The sequence below is a fragment of the Massilia sp. genome (assembly GCF_031995545.1).
GTDB lineage: Bacteria > Pseudomonadota > Gammaproteobacteria > Burkholderiales > Burkholderiaceae_D > Telluria.
In genome coordinates, this window is record NZ_DAMAGA010000023.1 from 46,304 (window position 1) to 64,979 (window position 18,676).

The window sequence follows — 18,676 nt, forward strand, 5'->3', positions numbered from 1 at the left end:
GTTGAACGCGCGCGAATTCAACTTCGACGGCCTGGTCGGCCCGTCGCACAACTACGCCGGCCTTTCGTTCGGCAACGTCGCCTCGTTCAACAACGTGAGGAGCAGCGCCAATCCGCGCCAGGCCGCGCTGCAGGGTCTGGCCAAGATGCGCGAGCTGGCCGCGCGCGGCTTCGCCCAGGCGGTGATGCCGCCGCAGGGCCGTCCGAACTTCCGCCTGCTGCGCCGGGTCGGCTTTTCGGGCAGCGACGCCGACGTACTGGCGCGCGCTTACCGTGAAGCGCCGGTGATCCTGGCCTGTGCCTATTCGGCGGCGCCGATGTGGACCGCGAACGCCGCCACCGTCAGCCCGTCGGCCGACTCGCAGGACGGGCGCGTGCACTTCACCGCCGCCAACCTGAACAACAAGCTGCACCGCTCCGAGGAGCACGTGCAGGCCACGCGCACGTTGCGCGCGATCTTCCACGACAGCGAACGCTTCGTGGTGCACGATCCGCTGCCGCCGGTGCCGGCCTTCAGCGACGAGGGCGCCGCCAATCACACCCGCTTCGCACAAAGCTACGGCGCGGCCGGGGTCGAGTTCTTTGTGTACGGCAGGGTCGAGTTCGATCCGGCGGCGCCGGGCCCGAAAAAATACCCGGCGCGCCAGACCCTGGAAGCGTCGCAGGCGGTGGCACGCCTGCACGGGCTGGATCCGGCGCGCACCGTGTTCGCGGCCCAGAATCCGGAAGTGATCGACCAGGGCGTGTTCCACAACGACGTGATCTCGGTCGGCAACGGCAACGTGCTGTTCTATCACGACCAGGCTTTCTTCGACGAAGCCGAAACCATTGAGGCGCTGCGCCGTTCGCTGGGCGGCGTCGGCGCCGAACTGCAAGCGGTGCGGGTGGCGAGCGGCCAGGTACCGGTGGCCGACGCCGTGGCCAGCTACCTGTTCAACAGCCAGCTGCTGTCCAAACCGGACGGCCGCATGGCGCTGGTGGTGCCGCACGAATGCCGCGAGAACGCGGCGGTGTCGCGCTACCTGGCCGGCCTGGTGGCGAGCGGCGGCCCGATCGACGAGCTGGTCGAGTTCGACCTGCGCCAGAGCATGCGCAACGGCGGCGGGCCGGCCTGCCTGCGCCTGCGCGTGGTGTTGACCGACGCTGAAGCCGCGGCCATGCACCAGGGCGTGATCATGACCGAGACCCTGTATGCCCAGCTGGTGGCCTGGGTCGAGCGCCATTACCGCGACCGCATCGAGCCCAAAGACCTGATGGACCCGCAGCTGGCGATCGAATGCGCCGCCGCACTGGAAGAATTGACGCGCATCCTCGGCTTGCCGGGGCTGTACGATTTGTGATGTAGATTGGTTTTTGTTGGTTCATTTGCTGTAGTACCCGGGCGGGACACCCCCGCCCACATAAAGCAGGGCAGCGCCAGGCCACGAGCCCGGGCGCGCCAGGCACACAAACTTTGGAGAAGCAAGAGATGAAAGACATGCCCAACGATCTGCGCGAACAGACGCTCGCCCTGGTCAATGCCAACCAGACCGGCGCCGCAGCGAATGCGCCGGTGAACGCCCTCATCGGCGCCTGGCTCGGTTCGCTCGACGACGAAGACCTGGCCGGCACCGCGCCGCACAGCCTGGCCCCGGTGCTGCAGGAAGGCTTCGCCCAGCTGGCCCAGCGCACCGGCCCGGCGGCGCAGATCGTCACCACGCGCTATTCCGATGGCCGCGGCGGCGTGGCCACCGCCTTGCTGATCCTGAACGACGACCGTCCTTACCTGGTCGATTCCTTCGTCATGGCCCTGCGCCACGAGCGCATTGTCGCCGCCGGCGTGATGAACGCCGTGCTGCCGGTGCGCCGCGACGCGAGCGGCATGGTGGTGGCGGTCGGCGAAGCCGGCAGCCCGCTGGAGTCGATCGTCCTGTGCCTGCTGAACGACGAACTGCAGTTCGAAGAACTCGATAAACTCACCGCGCGCCTGCGCATGGTCGCCAACGACGCCGCCATCGTGCAGCGCGACGCCGTCGCCATGGGCGACCGCCTGACCGCGGTAGCCGCCTCGGTGGCCGCCAGCGGCACCCCGGAAGGGCAGGAGGCCGCCGCCTTCCTGGCCTGGGCCAAGAACGAAGGCTTCGAGCCGTTCGGCTACGCCTACTACCATTCCAAGCCGGGCGCCACCGAACTGGAACGCGACATCCCGAGCCGCATCGGCGTGCTGCAGGACACCTCGCACCCGGTCTACGGCACCTGCCTGGCCAGCATCCCGGGCGACTGCGACACCCTGTCGCGCCGCGGCGAGACCCTCACCATCGTCAAGGCCGACGTGCGCGGCACCCTGCACCGCGACCAGCCGCTCGACTTCATCGGCGTGCGCGACACCGATGCGCAAGGCCGCATCCTGGGCGAACACTGCTTCATCGGCCTGTTCACCCGCGCCGCCGCTTTGACCCCGCTGGCGCGCCTGCCGTTCGCGCGCGGCCGCGTGGCCAAGGTGCTGAGCATCGCCGGCGTGCGCCAGGAAGGCTTCCGCGCCGAGAAGTTCGTCGAGATCCTGGAGTCCCTGCCGCGCACCGAGGCGCTGGAAGCCGAGCCGGAATGGCTGGCCGAAGTCTGCAGCTCGGTGGTGTCGCTGTACAAGCAGCCGCGCGCCAAGGTGTTCGCGCGCCGCGACGTCTATCGCCGCCACCTGAACGTGCTGGTGTACCTGCCGCGCGAGCGCTTCAGCGCCGCCGTGGCCGCGAGCCTGGCCCAGGCCCTGAAGGAAAGCTCGGGTGCGACCGACGTCGACGTCCAGACCCTGGTGGCCGACGGCCCGCTGGCGCGCGTGTACCTGATCGCGCACGCCGCGCGCTATCCGCTCGACCTGGAAACCGACATCCAGCGTCCGCTGATCGGCGTGCTCGATGGCTGGCATGACCGCTTCGCCACCCTGATCAATGCGGTCGACGACAGCCGCGAACGCAGCCTGCTGCGCAAGATCGTGCCGCGCCTGCCGGTGAACTTCGTCACCACCACCGCGCCGGAAACCGCGTTCCGCGACGTGCACGCGCTGCTCAACAAATCGAGCGCCGACCGCGTCACTGCCCGCATCGAACTCGATGATGCGGCCGGCCCGTCGATCCGCCTCTACTCGAGCGAAACCGTGCCGTCGCTGTCGCGCATCCTGCCGGCACTGCAGAACGCCGGCATCGCGGTCGACCGCGAACAGACCTTCGGCCACACCGGCATGGATGGCGTGCGCCGCTACGTGACCGCGCTGAGCGTGGATGCCGACAGCGCGGCCAAGCTGGGCAAACCGGGCATTGCGCGCGTCGCCGAAGAGCTGTTCACCGCGCTGTTCAACGACGAAGCCGAAGACGGCCGCATGAACGGCCTGAGCGTCGAAGGCGGCCTGTCGGTGCGCGAAGTGCAGCTGGTGCGCGCCTACATCAGCTACTGGCGCCAGCTGGGCTCGAAGTTCTCGGTGCGCTACATGGCCGAGACCCTGCGCACCCAGCCCGAACTGGTCAAGGAATTCGTCGAAGGCTTCCTGCACCGCTTCGACCCGAAGCGTAGCGACGCCGAGCGCGAAGAGGGCACCGCCAAGCTGGCCGCGCTCAAGGCGCGCCTGCCGGCCGTGAACCACGCCGACACCGAAGAAATCATGGCCGCGCTGGTCGAGCTGGCACTGGCCACCATGCGCACCAACTACTTCCAGAACGCCGGCGAGAAGATCATCTTCAAGTTCGACACCAGCAACCTGGTGCTGGCGCCGGAACCGCGTCCATACCGCGAGATCTACGTGTTCTCGCGCCGCTTCGAAGGCGTGCACCTGCGCGGCGGCCCGGTGGCGCGCGGCGGCCTGCGCTGGTCGGACCGCATGGAAGACTACCGCACCGAGGTGCTGGGCCTGGTGAAGGCGCAGATGGTCAAGAACGCGGTCATCGTGCCGGCCGGCTCGAAGGGCGGTTTCGTCTGCAAGCAGATGCCTGCCGGCGCCGCGCGTGACGTGGTAGCGGCCGAGGGCGAGGCAGTGTATCGCCTGTTCATCGCCAGCCTGCTGGAAGTGACCGACAACCGCGTGCGCGGCGAGATCGTCGCGCCGGCCAACACCACCCGCTATGACCAGGACGATCCGTACCTGGTGGTGGCGGCCGACAAGGGCACCGCGACCTTCTCCGACATCGCCAACAGCATCGCCGTCGAACGCGGCTTCTGGCTGGGCGACGCCTTTGCGTCGGGCGGCTCGAACGGCTACGACCACAAGAAGATGGGCATCACCGCCAAGGGCGCGTTCGAAGCGGTCAAGCGCCACTTCTACGAACTGGGCCACGACATGGCCAACAACCCGATCACCGTGGTCGGCGTGGGCGACATGTCGGGCGACGTGTTCGGCAACGGCGTGCTGCTGTCGCGCCAGCTCAAACTCCTGGCGGCCTTCGACCACCGCCACATCTTCCTGGATCCGACCCCGGACGTCGAAGTGTCGTTCAAGGAGCGCGAGCGCATGTTCGCGCTGCCACGCTCGTCGTGGGAAGACTACGACAAGAGCCTGATCTCGCAGGGCGGCGGCGTGTACCCGCGTAATGCCCGTTCGATCGAGCTGTCGCCGGAAATCCGCCAGGCGCTGGATATCCAGGAAACCTCGCTGCCGCCGCAGGAACTGATGCACCGCATCGTCAAGGCGCCGGTCGACCTGTTCTACAACGGCGGTATCGGCACCTACATCAAGGCCTCGACCGAGACCCACGCGCAAGTCAAGGACCGCGCCAACGACGGCATCCGCGTCGACGGCAACGAGCTGCGCTGCAAGGTGGTGGCCGAGGGCGGCAACCTGGGCGCGACCCAGGCCGGCCGTATCGAATTCGCGCTGGCCGGTGGCCGCATCTTCACCGATGCGATCGACAACTCGGCCGGCGTGGATTGCTCGGACCACGAAGTCAACGTCAAGATCTGGCTCGACACCGAAGTCAACGCCGGCAAGCTGCCGGAAGCCGACCGTAACCGCATCCTGAACGAGATGACCCAGGATATCGAAGAGCTGGTCCTGCGCGACAACACGCTGCAGACCCACCTCCTGACGCGCGAAGTGCAGGCGCAAGCCAATGGCGCGGTGGTGGACGGCTACGCCGCATTGATCACCAACCTGGAAAGCGAAGGCGCGGTGTCGCGCGAGCTCGAGCAACTGCCGAGCGATGCCGAACTGCAGCGCCGCAAGACGCTGGGCCTGGGCCTGACGGCGCCGGAACTGGCGGTGGTGATCGCCAACGTCAAGAACCGCTTCAAGCGCACGCTGTCGGCGCTGGAACTGACGGAAGAGTCGTGGGCCGACGCACTGCTGCGTCCTTACTTCCCTGCGCAGCTGGTCGCCACCCGCGATCCGCTCGACCATCCGCTGGCCAACGCCATCCTGGCCACCGTGCTGGCCAACGAGGCAGTCAACCGCTGCGGCCCGTTGATGCTGCGCGACCTGGCGCTGGAACACCGCATCGACGAGACCGAAGTGGTGAAAGCGTGGGCGCAAGCCTGGGCTTCGCTGCACCTGGCGCCGGTGTTCGACGCGCTCGACGCCGACGCGCTGGTGGTGCCGCGCGACGTCTCGGTGTCGGCCGATAACCGCACCCGCGCCATGTTGCGCGCGCTGATCGAAGGCGTGCTGTCGCTGCCGGCCGGCTCGAACGGCATGAGCGAACTGTCGACGCTGTTCGAGCAGGCTGACGAAAGCGCGGCGCAGCAGTTCCGCTCCGAGGCGGACGGCCACACCGGCCTGCCGACCGGCTTTGCTGCAGCATGGAAGGCGGTCGAGATCATCGAATCGCAGGCGTCCTTCCTGTTCGCGGCGGTGTCGGTGCAGCGTCCGAACGGCATGACGCTGCTGCAGTTCCTGCAGGTCGGCACCGTGCTGCGCCAGAAGGTCGGCATCGATACGCTGGAACGCGGCCTGAAGCTGCCGGCGCAGAGCAAATCGCAGGAACAGCTGCGCAACTACGCGCTGCAGTCGCTGCGCCGCGCCCAGCAACGCCTGCTGCTGCAGGTGATCGAGCAGGCTGGCGCTAACGGTGACATGGACGCGGCGGTCAGCGAGGTGATGGCGGCGCGCGGCCTGACCGGCTTCACCCAGCCGGCCGACCTGGAACAGGCGATGCTGGACGTGTGGGCGCTGTCGGAAGGCCTGAGCCCAGAGCGTCTGGCGGCGTAAGCCATGAGCGCGCCATCTTCTGGAGCACTGCCGGAAGCGGTGCGCGCGCTGGCCGAAGCCGATTTCGGCGCGGTCGCGCAGCGCTTCCGCGACGCCGGCTTCGTGGTCGGGCTGCCGGCGTCGGGTATCCTGACCGTCAAGTCTTCAACGCCTGACCCGGCGCGCGCCAGCGTGCTGGTGTCGGTCGGCGTGCATGGCGACGAGACCGGGCCGATCGAGATGGTGGCGCATCTTGTGGAAGCCTTGTCGCAGTCGCCGGCGGCGCTGGCGGTGGACCTGATGCTGTGCGTCGGGAACATCGACGCCATCCGTCTCGGCAAGCGTTTCGTCGATGCGGACCTGAACCGGATGTTCCGTGCCCAGCGCGGTTCGCTGGCCGGGACCTTCGAGGCTGGGCGCGCCGACGTATTGATCGAGGCGACGCGTGCCTTTTTTGACGGCAGAGGTCCGGCGCGCTGGCACTTCGACCTGCATACGGCGATCCGGCCGTCGCACTATCCGATGTTCGCGATCGTGCCGGAATTGATCGCCGATGCGGCGCGCGAGCGCTTGATCGCGTGGCTGGGCGAGGCCGGGATCCAGGCCATCATCATGAATCCGGAATCGGCGGGGACGTACAGCTACTTCACCTCCGAACACCTGGGCGCGGCCGGCAGTACGGTCGAACTGGGGAAGGTGGGGGTGCTGGGGCAGAACGACCTGTCGCAGTTCGCTGCCGCCTCCAGCGCGCTGGGTCGCCTGCTGCGCGGCGAGCCTGCGCAGCCTGCACATGAGGCGCCGCACGTGTTCGATACGGCGCAGTCGATCATCAAGCTGTCGGATGCGTTCAGCATGACGGTCGGGCGCGAGACCTGGAATTTCACGGCGCTCAAAAAAGGCGACGTGATCGCGTCGGATGGCGAGACGGTGTATACCGTCCAGCATGACGAAGAGCTGGTGGTGTTCCCGAATCCCGACGTGCGCGTCGGCCTGCGCGCCGGCATCATGGTGGTGCGTACCGCGTAATCCCCCGAAAATCGGAGCGTGCGCGGCACGTTCCGGCTCACCGCGCTAGACTGGTCCTCCTTGTTTTGGAGGCACCATGAGCAAACTGTTTTCTCCCTATACTCTCGGCTCGCTCGAGCTCACCAACCGCATCGCCATCGCCCCGATGTGCCAGTATTCGGCCGCCGACGGCCTGCCCACCGACTGGCACACCATCCACCTCGGCAACCTGGCCCTGTCTGGCGCCGCCCTCCTGATCATCGAAGCCACCGCCGTCACGCCCGAAGGACGCATCTCGCCCGACGATCTGGGCCTGTGGTCCGACGCCCACTTCCAGGCCCTGCGGCCGGTAGTCCAGGCCATCCGTAACCACTCGCCGATCAAGGTCGCGGTGCAGCTGGCGCACGCCGGCCGCAAGGCCTCGAGCGAGGTGCCTTGGGAAGGCGGCGCGAATATCCCGCCGGATCAGCCGCGCGGCTGGCAGACCGTGGCGCCTTCCAGCCTGCCGCACGCCGACGGCGAGACCGTGCCGCTGGCGCTGGACCAGGAAGGTCTGCAGCGCATCAAGGACGGCTTCGTCGACGCCGCGCGCCGCGCTCACGCGCTGGGCCTGGATGCGATCGAACTGCACGGCGCCCACGGCTACCTGCTGCACCAGTTCCTGTCGCCGCTGGCCAACTGCCGCGAGGACGACTACGGCGGTTCGCTCGAGAACCGCATGCGCTATCCGCTTGAAGTCTTTAGCGCGGTGCGCGCCGCGGTGCCGCGCGAGATGACGGTGGGGATGCGCATCTCGGCCACCGACTGGGTCGAGGGCGGCTGGGACATCGAGCAAAGCGTGCGCTTCGCCCATGAGCTCAAGCGCCTGGGCTGCGACTTCATCCACGTCTCCAGCGGCGGCGTGTCGCCGGCGCAGCAGATCCCGGTGGGCCCGGGCTACCAGATCGACTTCGCCGCGCGCATCAAGAAAGACACCGGTCTGCCGACCATCGGCGTCGGCCTGATCACCGAAGCGCAGCAGGCCGAGGAGATCCTGCAGCAGGACCAGGCCGATATGGTCGGCCTGGCGCGCGCCATGCTGTACGACCCGCGCTGGCCCTGGCATGCGGCGGCCGAACTGGGCGACCAGGTGTTCGCGCCGCCCCAGTACTGGCGCTCGCAGCCGCGCGAATACAAGGCGCTGTTCGGCGACACCCGCCTGGGCCAGCGCTGACGCCCTGTTACAGCAGGTGGTCCAGCAAGTCCGGACCGAACACCTCGCGGTGCAGGCGCCCGGCCGGCACGCCTGCCGCCAGCAGCGCATGCCACTGCGCCTGCATGAACGGCAGCGGGCCGCACAGGTAGACGTCGGTCTCGCCGCGCGGCCACGACGGCAGGCGCGCCAGCTCCATCTTGCCGGGCAAGGCGCCCGCGCCGGCATCTTCGTCATGGAAGGTCACCACCTGCAGATGCGGCATGCGCGCCTGCGCTGCCGCGATGTCTTCCTGGTGCGGGTGAAACGCGCTGCTGCGCGCCGCGTGGGCAAAGATCACGCGCCGGTCCGGATGCACGCGCGCGATGCGGTTCAGCGCCGCGATCATCGGCGTGATGCCGACGCCGGCCGACAGCAGCACCACCGGTTCATCCGATTCGGTGTCCGGCAGGAAGTCGCCGAACGGGTGGCTCACCTGCAGCAGGGTGCCCACCTTCACGTTCTGGTGCAGCCAGTTCGACACCGCGCCGGCCGGGTTGGCGCCAATGCCATCCTCGCGCTTGACCGAGATGCGCAGGCTGTCCTTGCCCGGCGCATCCGACACGCTGTACTGGCGCAGCTGGCGCCGGCCGTCTTCAAAGATCGCTTCCACGCTCACGTACTGGCCGGCCCTGAACGGCGGCAGCGCGCCGCCGTCGGCCGCCACCATGCGGATCGCGATCACGTTCTCGCTCTCGCAGGTGACCTCGACCACGCGCATCGCGCGCAGCTGGCCTGGTTCGATGCCGGCGTCGGCATACATCTTCGCTTCCGCATCGATCAGCACCCGCGCCAGCGAACCATACGCTTCTTCCCACGCCTTCAATAACGGCTCGGTCGCGGCCTCGCCCAGCACTTCGCGGATCGCGCCCAGCAGGTGGAAGCCGACGATCGGATAGTGGTCGGGGCGCAGGCCGACCGACGCGTGCTTGTGCGCGATGCGGCTGGCCACCGGTGCCAGCGCCGCCATATTGTCGATATTCGCCGCATACGCGAACAGTGCCGAGGCCAGCGACTGCTGCTGCACGCCGCTGGCCTGGTTGCCCATGTTGAAGAGATAGGTGAGCTCCGGATGCGCCACGAACATATTGCGGTAGAAGGTCGTGGTGATGGCCTGGCCGTGCTGGCGCAGGACCGGGACCGAGGCGTCGATGTAGGGGCGGGAAGTGGCGGAGATCATGGTTTTCCTCTTATAGATGCACTTAAACTGCATGTTTAATCGTTTAAAAAATGCCCAGGATTGGGCGCGGGCGGCGACGGTTTGTGAACAGTAACTTGTGCTCATCAGTGATTCGACACGGCCATTCTATCAAAGTGGTATACCGAATACTCATTTAAATAAACTATTTTATTGCGTGATGGCATATGCCCCTATAATCGCAGCTTTCCTGCGGCTGCCGAGCCGCCGTTCAACCGTCGAAGGACTCGCCGTGAATCTGACCCTGGGCCAAAAACTGCTTCGTACCAAACCGGCAGAACGCCATCAAGACGGGGCGGGTTCCAGCACGCATGCGGACGCACCCGGGTTGCAACGCTCGCTCGGCCTGTTCCCGCTGACGATGATCGGCGTCGGCGCCACCATCGGCACCGGCATCTTCTTCACCATGGTCGAAGCGGTGCCGAAAGCCGGTCCCGCGGTCGTGCTGTCGTTCCTGATCGCGGCCATCACCGCCGGTCTGACCGCGCTGTGCTACGCCGAACTGGCGGGGCGCGTGCCGGCTTCCGGCTCCTCGTATTCCTTCGCCTATGCCACCGTGGGCGAGTTCGCGGCCTTCGTGGTCGCGGCCTGCCTGCTGCTCGAATATGGTCTGGCGGCCAGCGCGACCTCGATCGGCTGGTCCGACTACCTGAACAACTTCCTGCTCAATGCCTTCAACTGGCAGATACCGGAACAACTGCGCTCGCCGATGTTTGTTTCGGACCACCATAGCGTCCACTTCAATCCCGGCCACATCAACCTGCCGCCGATCATCCTGGTGATCATGTGCGGCTTCCTGCTGGTGCGCGGCGCCAAGGAGTCGGCCACCACCAACGCGATCATGGTGCTGGTCAAGCTGGCGATCCTGGTGTTCTTCGCGGCGATCGCCTTCACCGGCTTCGACGCCAACAACTTCCAGCCCTTCTTCAATATGGACGAGAGCAAGGGCTACGCCGGCATGGCCGGCGTGACCGCCGCCGCCGGCACCGTGTTCTTCTCCTTCATCGGCCTGGACACCATCGCCACCGCCGGCGAAGAAGTGAAGGACCCGCGCCGCAACGTGCCGATCGGGATCCTGGCGGCTTTGCTGATCGTGACCGTGTTCTACATGCTGGTGGCGGTGGCCGCGATGGGCGCCCAGCCGGCGCACCTGTTCGAAGGCCAGCAGGCCGGCCTGTCGGTGATCCTGCAGAACGTGACGGGCCAGGCATGGCCGGCGCTGGTGCTGTCGGCCGGCGCGGTGGTGTCCGTGTTCTCGGTGACCCTGGTGACGATCTACGGCCAGACCCGCATCCTGTACGCGATCAGCCGCGACGGCCTGATTCCGCAGACCTTCCAGAAGGTGAACGCGCGCACCGGCGCTCCGGTCAGCAATACCGTCATCGTCTGCATCGTGGTCGGCCTGGTGGCCGGTACGGTGGACGCCACCTTCCTGTGGGACATGGTGAGCATGGGCACGCTGACCGCCTTCATGGTGGTGTCGATCGCGGTGCCGGTGATCCGTCACAAGCAGGGCGCGAATGCGCCGAAAGGCTTCCGCGTGCCGTTCGGTCCGTACGTGATCCCGGGCCTGTCGGTGTTCGCCTGCCTGTACATCATGAAGGACCTGTCCGAGACCACCTTCCGCGTGTTCTTCATCTGGATGGCGGTGGCGGTGGCGGCTTACTTTGTGTACGGCATGCGCAACAGCCGCTTGAACAAGCCACGTTAAGACGATGGAAAAGGTTGCGCTTCAAAAGTTCGACCTGCGGCGCGATCGCTTCGCGCTGTTCGACCGCATGGACAGCCCGGCGGTCAACATCTGCTTCAACCTCGAGTTGCCGGATTTCCGCCCGTGGTGCAAGGAGCAGGGCCTGGCGCCGTTCCATGTGCTGCTGTTCGCGGCGCTGCGTTCGATCCTGAAGATCGAGAACTTCTGCTACCGCGTGCTGGGTGGTGAAGTGATCTGCATCGATCGCCTGATCCCGTCGTTCACGGTCACCAATCTGCACGACGACCTGAATTTCGCGATGTTCGCGTGGAGCGACGACGTGCGCGAGTTCGTCGCACGCGGCCGCGCGGCGCGCGACGAAGCGGTCAACATGACGCAGCTGAATGCGAAATACGCGCTGCTCACGCCGCACCAGGGCAAGGAACAGGTGTTCGTCACCTGCATCCCGTGGCTCGACTTCACCTCGATCCAGCATCCGACCGCGACGCTGGCCAATCCCGACATCCCGTCGCTGGCCTGGGGACGCTTCCGCGACGCCGGCGCAGGGCGGCTGCAACTGCCATTCTCGGTGCAGGCCCACCACGGCTTCGTCGACGGCTTCCACATCCACCGCCTCGGGCAGCAGATCGAGGCCGAGCTAACTGCGCTGATCACTGCGCCAGCGGGCGCACATATTGCAGCAGGCTGACCAGGGTCTTGCCCGGCTCTTCCCACGGCGCCATGTGCGCCGAGCGTTCGAACCACACCGCTTGTTTCGACGGTGCCTTGAGCTGTTTCAGCCAGGCCTCGGTGGGCGCGGTCGGCGTGGTGTAGTCGTGCCGTCCCAGGAACATCACGACCGGAATCGGAAAGGTGTCCACCTTCGAATAATCGACTTGCACGAATTCAGGCAGCAGCCGGCCCAGCGTCAGCAGGCTGCCGGCGTCGATCGCCTTGACCTGGCGCGCATCGTAGTCGGGCGACAGCAGCGGGCCGTTGAAATAGTAGGTTGAACTGCTGCGAAAGGCGCTCAGGCCGCCGTAGTGCTGCGGCCACTTGCGCGCCACGATGATGCGCTCGCGCGTGATCGGCTGGTCCCCGGGGTAGGGCGCGATCGACTGCAGTTCGCGCAGCGCCTCCTGGTTGCCGTGCATCCGGGCCTGGTCCTGCGCGTAGTCGAAGCCGATGCGTTCGTTCTCGCGCACGCTGATCACCTGGCCGATGCCGACATAGGCGTGGAACAGGTCGGGACGCTTGCGCGCCGCCGCCAGCGCCGGGATGGTACCCCAGCTGTGCGCCATCAGCACCAGCTTGCGCTGTCCGTAGCGTTGGCGCAGGTGTTCGGCCACCTCGAGCAGGTCGTCGACGTAGCGCGCGATGCGGATGGTCTTGCCGACCGTTTCCGGATCGGCTTCGCCATAAGTCTTGCCGGCGCCGCGCTGGTCGTAGTTCGCGACCGTGAAGTATTCCTCGATCGGGCGCTGGAACTGCCACATGGTGGGCGTGACGGGTGCGGCCGGACCACCGTGCACGAACAGGATCATCGGGTTGGCGCGGTCCTGGCCGCGCACGTTGAGCCATTGCTCGATGCCGCCGATGCGGGTGGTGTAGCTGTCCTGCACCCCGCCCGGGGCGACGATGCGCTGCAGGTCTTGCACCGCGGCGCGTGCTTCGGCATACAGCCGGGCGCCGTCGTGCTCCTGCGCGCCCACGCCCGCCATGATCAGCCAGCCCAGGATAGATAACATCGTGCGTTTCATGCGCCTCCCTCCTTGTCGTCCACGATAAAAACAACAAAGGCCGCGCACCTTGCGGTAGCGCGGCCTTCTCGGTCAGAAAGCGCCTGCGATTACAGCGCGTTCATTTCCTTCAGCAGGTTGTCGGCCTTGTCCACATTCTGCATATTCCACAGCATGTAGCGGGTGTCGACCTGGATCGAACGGGTGTTGGCGTTGTTGAAGTCCCAGTCCGAGATGATCGAATCCAGGGTGCCATCAAAAGCCAGGCCGATCAGCTCGCCCTTCGAGTTCAGCGCGGCCGAACCCGAGTTGCCGCCGGTGATGTCCAGCGTCGCCAGGAAGTTGACCGGCAGGGTCTTCAGCTTCGGATCCGCGTACTTGCCGAAGTTTTTGGTCTTGATCGCAGCCAGCTGGGCGGCAGGCGCGTCGAACTCGCCTTCGCCGGTGTGCTTGGCGACCACGCCCTTGATGGTGGTGAACGCGGTCCACGAACCGGTGCCGTCTGCGCCATGGTCGCGGCCGGCGATCTTGCCGAAGGTCACGCGCAGCGTCGAGTTGGCGTCCGGATAGACCGCTTGACCCTTGCTGTTCATGTAGGCGATCTTGGCGCGCATGTAGTTGCCGTACGCTTGCTGGATCTTGCCTGCCAGTTCTTCTTCCTTGGCTTCGTCCTTCATGTCGGCGGCATACATCGCCACCGCGGCCTTGATGAAGCTGTCGTTCGAGGCCTTGAACTCGGCCGGCGATTTGCTCAGCCACGCGGTGCGGGTCGCCTTGTCGGCCAGCTTGGAGCCGGCGTAGATACGGTCCAGTGCGGCCTTCAGCTCGGCGTCGCTCATGCCGGCGCGGATGCCCAATGCGGCGTCGAAGGCGGCGTCGTGCTCGGCGGCCGGCTGCGCGTTGTACTTGGTCAGGAAGTTCAGCACCAGCGCCTTGTCGACTTTTTCGTCGTAGGTGCGGTCCTGGCCTTCGACCACCGAGGTCAGGCGCTTGAGGTCGCGTTCCTGGTAGCCGGTCTTGCGCTCGGTGTCAGGCTTGGCACGCTCGTTGGCCAGGCGGTACAGGCTGCGCGCCGAACCCAGGAAGCGCGGCTGGGCGTAGGTCAGGAAGAAACCCTTCTTGGTGCCGGCGTCGCGTTCGGCGATCAGCTTCTCGGCCGCTTCGATGTCGGCCGCGTACTGGGCTTTACGGGCCGGGGTGGCGTTGACCCATGCCTTCAGGGCGTTGTGCTCGGCCGTTTTACGCTGCAGGAAGTCGCTGTTCTCGTACGAGGTCAGCATGCCCTTGCGGTTCTTGTAGTAGTTGTTCACGCCGGCGATCTGGCCGGCGTATTTCAGCTTGGCGGCCGGGTCGTTCTTGGTTTCGCGGTCGATGATCGCCAGGGTCTCGCCCGAGGCTTGCACGAAGGCCGGGTAGTTCCAGTCGAAGGTGAACGCGACTTCCGACGGCAGGCGGTGGCGGTTGGTGCGGCCAGGGTAGCCCAGCACCATCACGAAGTCGCCTTCTTTCGAGCCTTCTTTCGCGATCTTGATCACGTGCTTGGGCTGATACGGAACGTTGTCTTTCGAGAACTCGGCGGCCTTGCCATCCTTGCTCACGTAGGCGCGGTAGAAGCCGTAGTCGCCGGTGTGGCGCGGCCACATCCAGTTGTCGGTGTCGCCACCGAACTTGCCGATGCCCGAGGCCGGCGCGTGCACCAGGCGCACGTCACGGATCTCGAGCTGCTTCAAACGGTAGAACTCCAGGCCGCCGTAGTAGCTGGCCACGGTGCAGCGGTAGCCGGCGTCCTGCTCGCAGGCCGACACCAGGCTCTTCTGGTTCTTTTCGATGGCGTCGATGCGCGCCTTGCCGTTCAGCTTGGCGACTTCAGGGGTGATGATCTGGTCGGTGACGTTCGCCACTTCTTCGGTCACGAACACGCGGCTGCCCGGGGCGGCCGGCAGTTCTTCGGCCATGGTCTTGGCCAGGAAACCGTTCTTCAGCAGGTCGCGTTCCGGAGTCGAATTGACCGCCACGCTGTTGTACACGCAGTGGTGGTTGGTGACAACCAGGCCTTGCGGCGACACGAACGAGGCCGAGCAACCGCCCAGGCTCACGATCGCGCCCATGGGGAACTCGGTCAGTTTGGTCAGGGACGCCGGGTCTAGTTTGAGGCCGGCGGCTTTGAGTTGCTTGGCTACTTGTGGCAGCTGTTGCGGCATCCACATGCCTTCGTCCGCGTGGGCGGCGAAGCTGGTCAGGATGGCGAGCGAGAGAAGGGTCTTTTTCATGCGCATCAATCTTGGTTGGGAAGGGCACTCATGGAGTCCAGAGGGCATCCATGAGTATCGTTAATCCTGTGTCGGATCGTCAACCAGTATTTCGAGCGCGCAAAGTCATCATTACATCATTCTGCGACAAACCTCCGTCATTACAACTGCTTGTCGATCAGCGACACCGCCCAGGTGCTGACGCGCTGGTACCACGGCCGCTGCGCGAACTTGTGCTCGGTGACCGGGGTGGCGCGCGACCAGTCGCGTTCGTAGATTTCGCTCATCTGCGCCGCGAATCCTTCGTCCATCACGTTCAGGTTGGCTTCGTCGTTGATGCTGAACGAGCGGTTGTCGAAGTTGGTCGAGCCGACCGACACCAGCAGGTTGTCCACGATCAGCGTCTTGACGTGGTACATGGTCGGTTTGTACTCGGCGATCTGCACGCCGGCATCGAGCAGTTCGGGCCAGCGGTCGCGCGAGGCGGCTTTCACCAGGTCGGAATCGATGATCGGGCCCGGGGTGATCAGGCGCACCCGCACGCCGCGCTTGGCGGCCGCGATCAGGGTGCGGATGGTTAAATCGTCGGGCACGAAATAGGCGGCCGACAAATCGATCGTGTGGCGCGCGGCGGTGATCGCCATCAGATACATCAGGTGCATCGACTCGCTGCCGCCGGTGGGCGAACTGGAGAACATCTGGGCCGGCATGGTGCCTTTCGGCGTCAGTTCGGGGAAGTAGCCGGGGCCGTCGAGCACGACGCCGGTGGCCTTGGTCCAGTTGTCGTTGAACACGGCCTGGATCTGGCCGACCACCGGGCCTTCGACGCGGAAATGGCTGTCGCGCCAGTGATCTTCATCTTGTGCGTTGCCGCGCCACTGGTCGGCGATGCCGACGCCGCCGGTGAAGCCGATCTTGCCGTCGATGACGAGCAGCTTGCGGTGGGTGCGGTTGTTCATGCGCGCCAGTTTCCACCACACCGGCTTGTGGTAGCGCTGCACCTGCACACCGGCTTTTTTCATCTCATCGACCAGCGCGTTGTCCATCTTCATGCTGCCCATGAAGTCGAGCATCAGGTGCACCTTGACACCGGCGCGGGCGCGCTCGGACAGCGCGCGCGAGAATTCGTTGCCGATCGATTCGGACCAGTAGATATAAGTCTCGAAGGTGATCGTTTCCTTGGCCTGGCGGATCGCGGCCAGCATGGCAGGGAAGATCTGGTCGCCATTGATCAGCGCCTCGACCTTGTTACCCTCGAGGATGGGAGGACCGAGCAGGACGCCGAGCGAGCGGCGGAATTGCGGATCGTGGGTATCGTACTGCCTTACCAGTTGCCGTTCGATTTGTTTTTCGCCCGGCATGAAATTCAGCGCCAGCACGCCTAGTACCAGCGTGGCGGCGACGGTGACTAGCACTGTCCAGAACATTTTTGAGCTCATCAGTAAAACCGTAGAGGAAAAAAAACCAACGCACGCGGCGTTGGTTTTTTACAGGTGAAGATCCGCTCTCATTAACGAACGCGACCGCGACGCAGCAGATTCACGATAGCCAGCAGGATGACAGCGCCGAGGAACGAAACCAGCAGCGAGGCAACGCTGAAGTCGTCCGAGTTGATGGTGCCGGTGCCGAACAGCGGCGACAGCAGCCAGCCGCCCAGGAAGGCGCCGACGATACCAACCACGACGTTAAGAATGATGCCTTGCTCTGCGTCGGTCTTCATGACCATGCTGGCAAGCCAGCCCAGGATACCGCCGACGACGATCCAGATAATGAATAACATGGTTCTTCCTCCATAAGTTTGAAAACATACCCCAGGCCGATTGATTGCCGTGGCCATGGAAAAAAGTCTAGATACCGGTCCTCTTCAGGTCGGTGCGGCAACGAACGTTAGATGCCGAATTTGCATCGCCGTTCTGGACCTTGATTCCAATCCGCGATCTGGGTGCGTCATCGAACAGAGCCATATGGACACGGGGCCTATGGTGAATGTCCCTGGCGGCGCCGCATGCGGATGCCGGCCGAAAACCATTTGAAAGGATTCGTCATGAGCAGCTACGAGAACAAGCAGAACTACGGCACCCAGACTGGCAACCCGCGCATGGTCACCGGCCTGTTCCAGGACCGTGCCAGCGCCGAGCGCGCCTACGGCACCGTGCACGACCGCGGTTACACCCGTGACGACGTCAACCTGATGATGTCGGACGCCACCCGCACCACCCACTTTGCCGATAAAGATACGGAACTGGGCAGCAAGGCGGCCGAAGGCGCCGGTATCGGTGCAGGTATCGGCGGCACCATCGGCGCCGTGCTGGCCGGTATCGCGGCAGTGGGCACCACCCTGGTTCTGCCTGGTCTGGGCGTGGTCGTAGCGGGTCCGCTGGCGGCGGCACTGGCCGGCGCCGGCGCGGGCGGCATCACCGGTGGCCTGATCGGCGCGCTGATCGGCGCCGGCATCCCGGAAGAGCGCGCCGTGCACTATGAAGAAGGGATCAAGAACGGCGGCATCGTGATGGGTGTGAACGCCCGCAACGACGAAGACGCGGCCCACATCCACAAATCGTGGACCGAACAGGGCGGCTCGCACGTGATCGGCGCCGGTATCGGCGTGCTGGGCGGCGCCGCAGCCGGCGCCACCGTCGGCACCGTGGCCGGCCCGATCGGCACCGTGACCGGCGCCGTGGTCGGCGGCATCGCGGGCGGCATCGCCGGCAAGGGCGTGGGCGAAGTGGTCAATCCGAAGGCCGGCGACGACCTGTCCGAACACCACCTGGCCAAGGGCGTGGGCGCAGGTTCCGGCGCGGCCGCCGGTGCGGCGGTGGGCGCGGTGGGCGGCCCGATCGGCATGGCGGCCGGCGCCGTGGTCGGCGGCCTGGCGGGCGGCGCGGCCGGCCGTGGCGTGGGCGAAGTGGTCAATCCGAAAGCCACCGACGAATTGCACGACCATAACCTGGCGCAAGGTGTCGGCGGCGGCGCCGGCGCCACGGTCGGTGCGGTGGTCGGCGCGGCGGCAGGTCCGCTGGGCGTGGCCGCCGGCGCGGCGATCGGCGGCATGGTCGGCGGCGCAGCCGGCAAGGGCGTTGGCCACATGGTCAACCCGCACGAAGAGAACGAGTACTGGCGCAATTCGTACCAGACCCAGCCGTACTATTCGCCGGGCTACACCTACGACGACTACGAGCCGGCGTATGCCCTGGGCTACAACAACTACGGCAAGTATCCGGGCGGCTACGACGCCAACGAACAGCATCTGTCGGGCGAGTGGGACCGCGTGAAGGGCAACTCGCGCCTGAACTGGGAGCAGGCCAAGTCCGCGACCCGTGCCGGCTGGCACCGTGTCGAGCGCAAGATTCCGGGCGATTTCGACCGCGACGGCCGTTAAGCTGGAACATGATGCCGCGACGGCGCACGCCGTCCGGCATC

At 65.9% G+C, this 18,676-nt stretch carries 12 protein-coding genes; 7 read left to right on the forward strand and 5 right to left on the reverse strand.

The window, feature by feature from the left end:
* The first annotated feature begins 1 nt into the window (after position 1).
* The 4 genes from astB (at position 2) to RTQ83_RS15935 (ending at position 8,362) form a co-directional block, all read left to right on the forward strand.
* Positions 2–1,339: an N-succinylarginine dihydrolase gene (gene astB, locus RTQ83_RS15920; RefSeq protein WP_312516634.1), complete on the forward strand. Its 1,338-nt coding sequence runs from the start codon at positions 2–4 to the stop codon at positions 1,337–1,339.
* Between the two features lie 128 nt (positions 1,340–1,467).
* A complete protein-coding gene (locus RTQ83_RS15925; protein ID WP_312516565.1) occupies positions 1,468–6,165 on the forward strand; it encodes an NAD-glutamate dehydrogenase domain-containing protein in 4,698 nt (1,565 codons plus the stop codon).
* Between the two features lie 3 nt (positions 6,166–6,168).
* The gene (locus RTQ83_RS15930) at positions 6,169–7,170 is read left to right on the forward strand and encodes a succinylglutamate desuccinylase (RefSeq protein WP_312516567.1); all 1,002 of its coding nucleotides are present in this window, start codon (positions 6,169–6,171) and stop codon (positions 7,168–7,170) included.
* Between the two features lie 76 nt (positions 7,171–7,246).
* Complete coding sequence (locus RTQ83_RS15935; protein ID WP_312516569.1) at positions 7,247–8,362, forward strand: NADH:flavin oxidoreductase/NADH oxidase; 1,116 nt, start codon at positions 7,247–7,249, stop codon at positions 8,360–8,362.
* A gap of 7 nt (positions 8,363–8,369) precedes the next feature.
* On the opposite strand, the gene RTQ83_RS15940 is transcribed toward RTQ83_RS15935, so the two are convergent.
* Positions 8,370–9,560, reverse strand: coding sequence for a globin domain-containing protein (locus tag RTQ83_RS15940; protein WP_312516571.1), 1,191 nt, complete (start codon positions 9,558–9,560; stop codon positions 8,370–8,372).
* Positions 9,561–9,810: 250 nt separating this feature from the next.
* Between RTQ83_RS15940 and RTQ83_RS15945 the strand changes: the two genes are divergently transcribed.
* Both RTQ83_RS15945 and RTQ83_RS15950 read left to right on the forward strand, forming a co-directional pair.
* Positions 9,811–11,289 (forward strand): APC family permease, encoded by a 1,479-nt coding sequence (locus RTQ83_RS15945; protein WP_312516573.1) that lies wholly within the window; start codon positions 9,811–9,813, stop codon positions 11,287–11,289.
* 4 nt (positions 11,290–11,293) lie between these two features.
* Positions 11,294–11,977 (forward strand): CatA-like O-acetyltransferase, encoded by a 684-nt coding sequence (locus RTQ83_RS15950; RefSeq protein WP_312516575.1) that lies wholly within the window; start codon positions 11,294–11,296, stop codon positions 11,975–11,977.
* Here RTQ83_RS15950 and RTQ83_RS15955 read toward each other — a convergent pair.
* From RTQ83_RS15955 to RTQ83_RS15970, 4 genes are all read right to left on the reverse strand, one after another.
* Positions 11,940–13,028, reverse strand: a complete 1,089-nt coding sequence (locus RTQ83_RS15955) for an alpha/beta hydrolase (RefSeq protein ID WP_312516577.1) — start codon at positions 13,026–13,028, stop codon at positions 11,940–11,942. The two genes, RTQ83_RS15950 and RTQ83_RS15955, sit on opposite strands and share 38 nt — an antisense overlap.
* A gap of 89 nt (positions 13,029–13,117) precedes the next feature.
* Positions 13,118–15,277: a S46 family peptidase gene (locus RTQ83_RS15960; RefSeq protein WP_312516579.1), complete on the reverse strand. Its 2,160-nt coding sequence runs from the start codon at positions 15,275–15,277 to the stop codon at positions 13,118–13,120.
* A gap of 140 nt (positions 15,278–15,417) precedes the next feature.
* Entirely contained in the window at positions 15,418–16,683 is a 1,266-nt protein-coding gene (gene cls, locus RTQ83_RS15965; protein ID WP_312516581.1) for a cardiolipin synthase, read from the reverse strand.
* 83 nt (positions 16,684–16,766) lie between these two features.
* The gene (locus tag RTQ83_RS15970) at positions 16,767–17,036 is read right to left on the reverse strand and encodes a GlsB/YeaQ/YmgE family stress response membrane protein (RefSeq protein ID WP_005664749.1); all 270 of its coding nucleotides are present in this window, start codon (positions 17,034–17,036) and stop codon (positions 16,767–16,769) included.
* Between the two features lie 264 nt (positions 17,037–17,300).
* On the opposite strand from RTQ83_RS15970, the gene RTQ83_RS15975 reads away from it, so the two are divergent.
* Positions 17,301–18,635, forward strand: coding sequence for a hypothetical protein (locus RTQ83_RS15975; RefSeq protein WP_312516583.1), 1,335 nt, complete (start codon positions 17,301–17,303; stop codon positions 18,633–18,635).
* Positions 18,636–18,676 lie beyond the last annotated feature (41 nt).

Excerpts from the sequence above, each read along its gene's own strand:
- RTQ83_RS15925 (WP_312516565.1), top strand. The coding sequence starts at position 1,468 with ATGAAAGACATGCCCAACGATCTGCGCGAACAGACGCTCGCCCTGGTC.
- RTQ83_RS15930 (WP_312516567.1), top strand. The coding sequence starts at position 6,169 with ATGAGCGCGCCATCTTCTGGAGCACTGCCGGAAGCGGTGCGCGCGCTG.
- RTQ83_RS15935 (WP_312516569.1), top strand. The coding sequence starts at position 7,247 with ATGAGCAAACTGTTTTCTCCCTATACTCTCGGCTCGCTCGAGCTCACC.
- RTQ83_RS15940 (WP_312516571.1), bottom strand. The coding sequence starts at position 9,560 with ATGATCTCCGCCACTTCCCGCCCCTACATCGACGCCTCGGTCCCGGTC.
- RTQ83_RS15950 (WP_312516575.1), top strand. The coding sequence starts at position 11,294 with ATGGAAAAGGTTGCGCTTCAAAAGTTCGACCTGCGGCGCGATCGCTTC.
- RTQ83_RS15955 (WP_312516577.1), bottom strand. The coding sequence starts at position 13,028 with ATGAAACGCACGATGTTATCTATCCTGGGCTGGCTGATCATGGCGGGC.
- RTQ83_RS15960 (WP_312516579.1), bottom strand. The coding sequence starts at position 15,277 with ATGAAAAAGACCCTTCTCTCGCTCGCCATCCTGACCAGCTTCGCCGCC.
- cls (WP_312516581.1), bottom strand. The coding sequence starts at position 16,683 with ATGTTCTGGACAGTGCTAGTCACCGTCGCCGCCACGCTGGTACTAGGC.
- RTQ83_RS15970 (WP_005664749.1), bottom strand. The coding sequence starts at position 17,036 with ATGTTATTCATTATCTGGATCGTCGTCGGCGGTATCCTGGGCTGGCTT.
- RTQ83_RS15975 (WP_312516583.1), top strand. The coding sequence starts at position 17,301 with ATGAGCAGCTACGAGAACAAGCAGAACTACGGCACCCAGACTGGCAAC.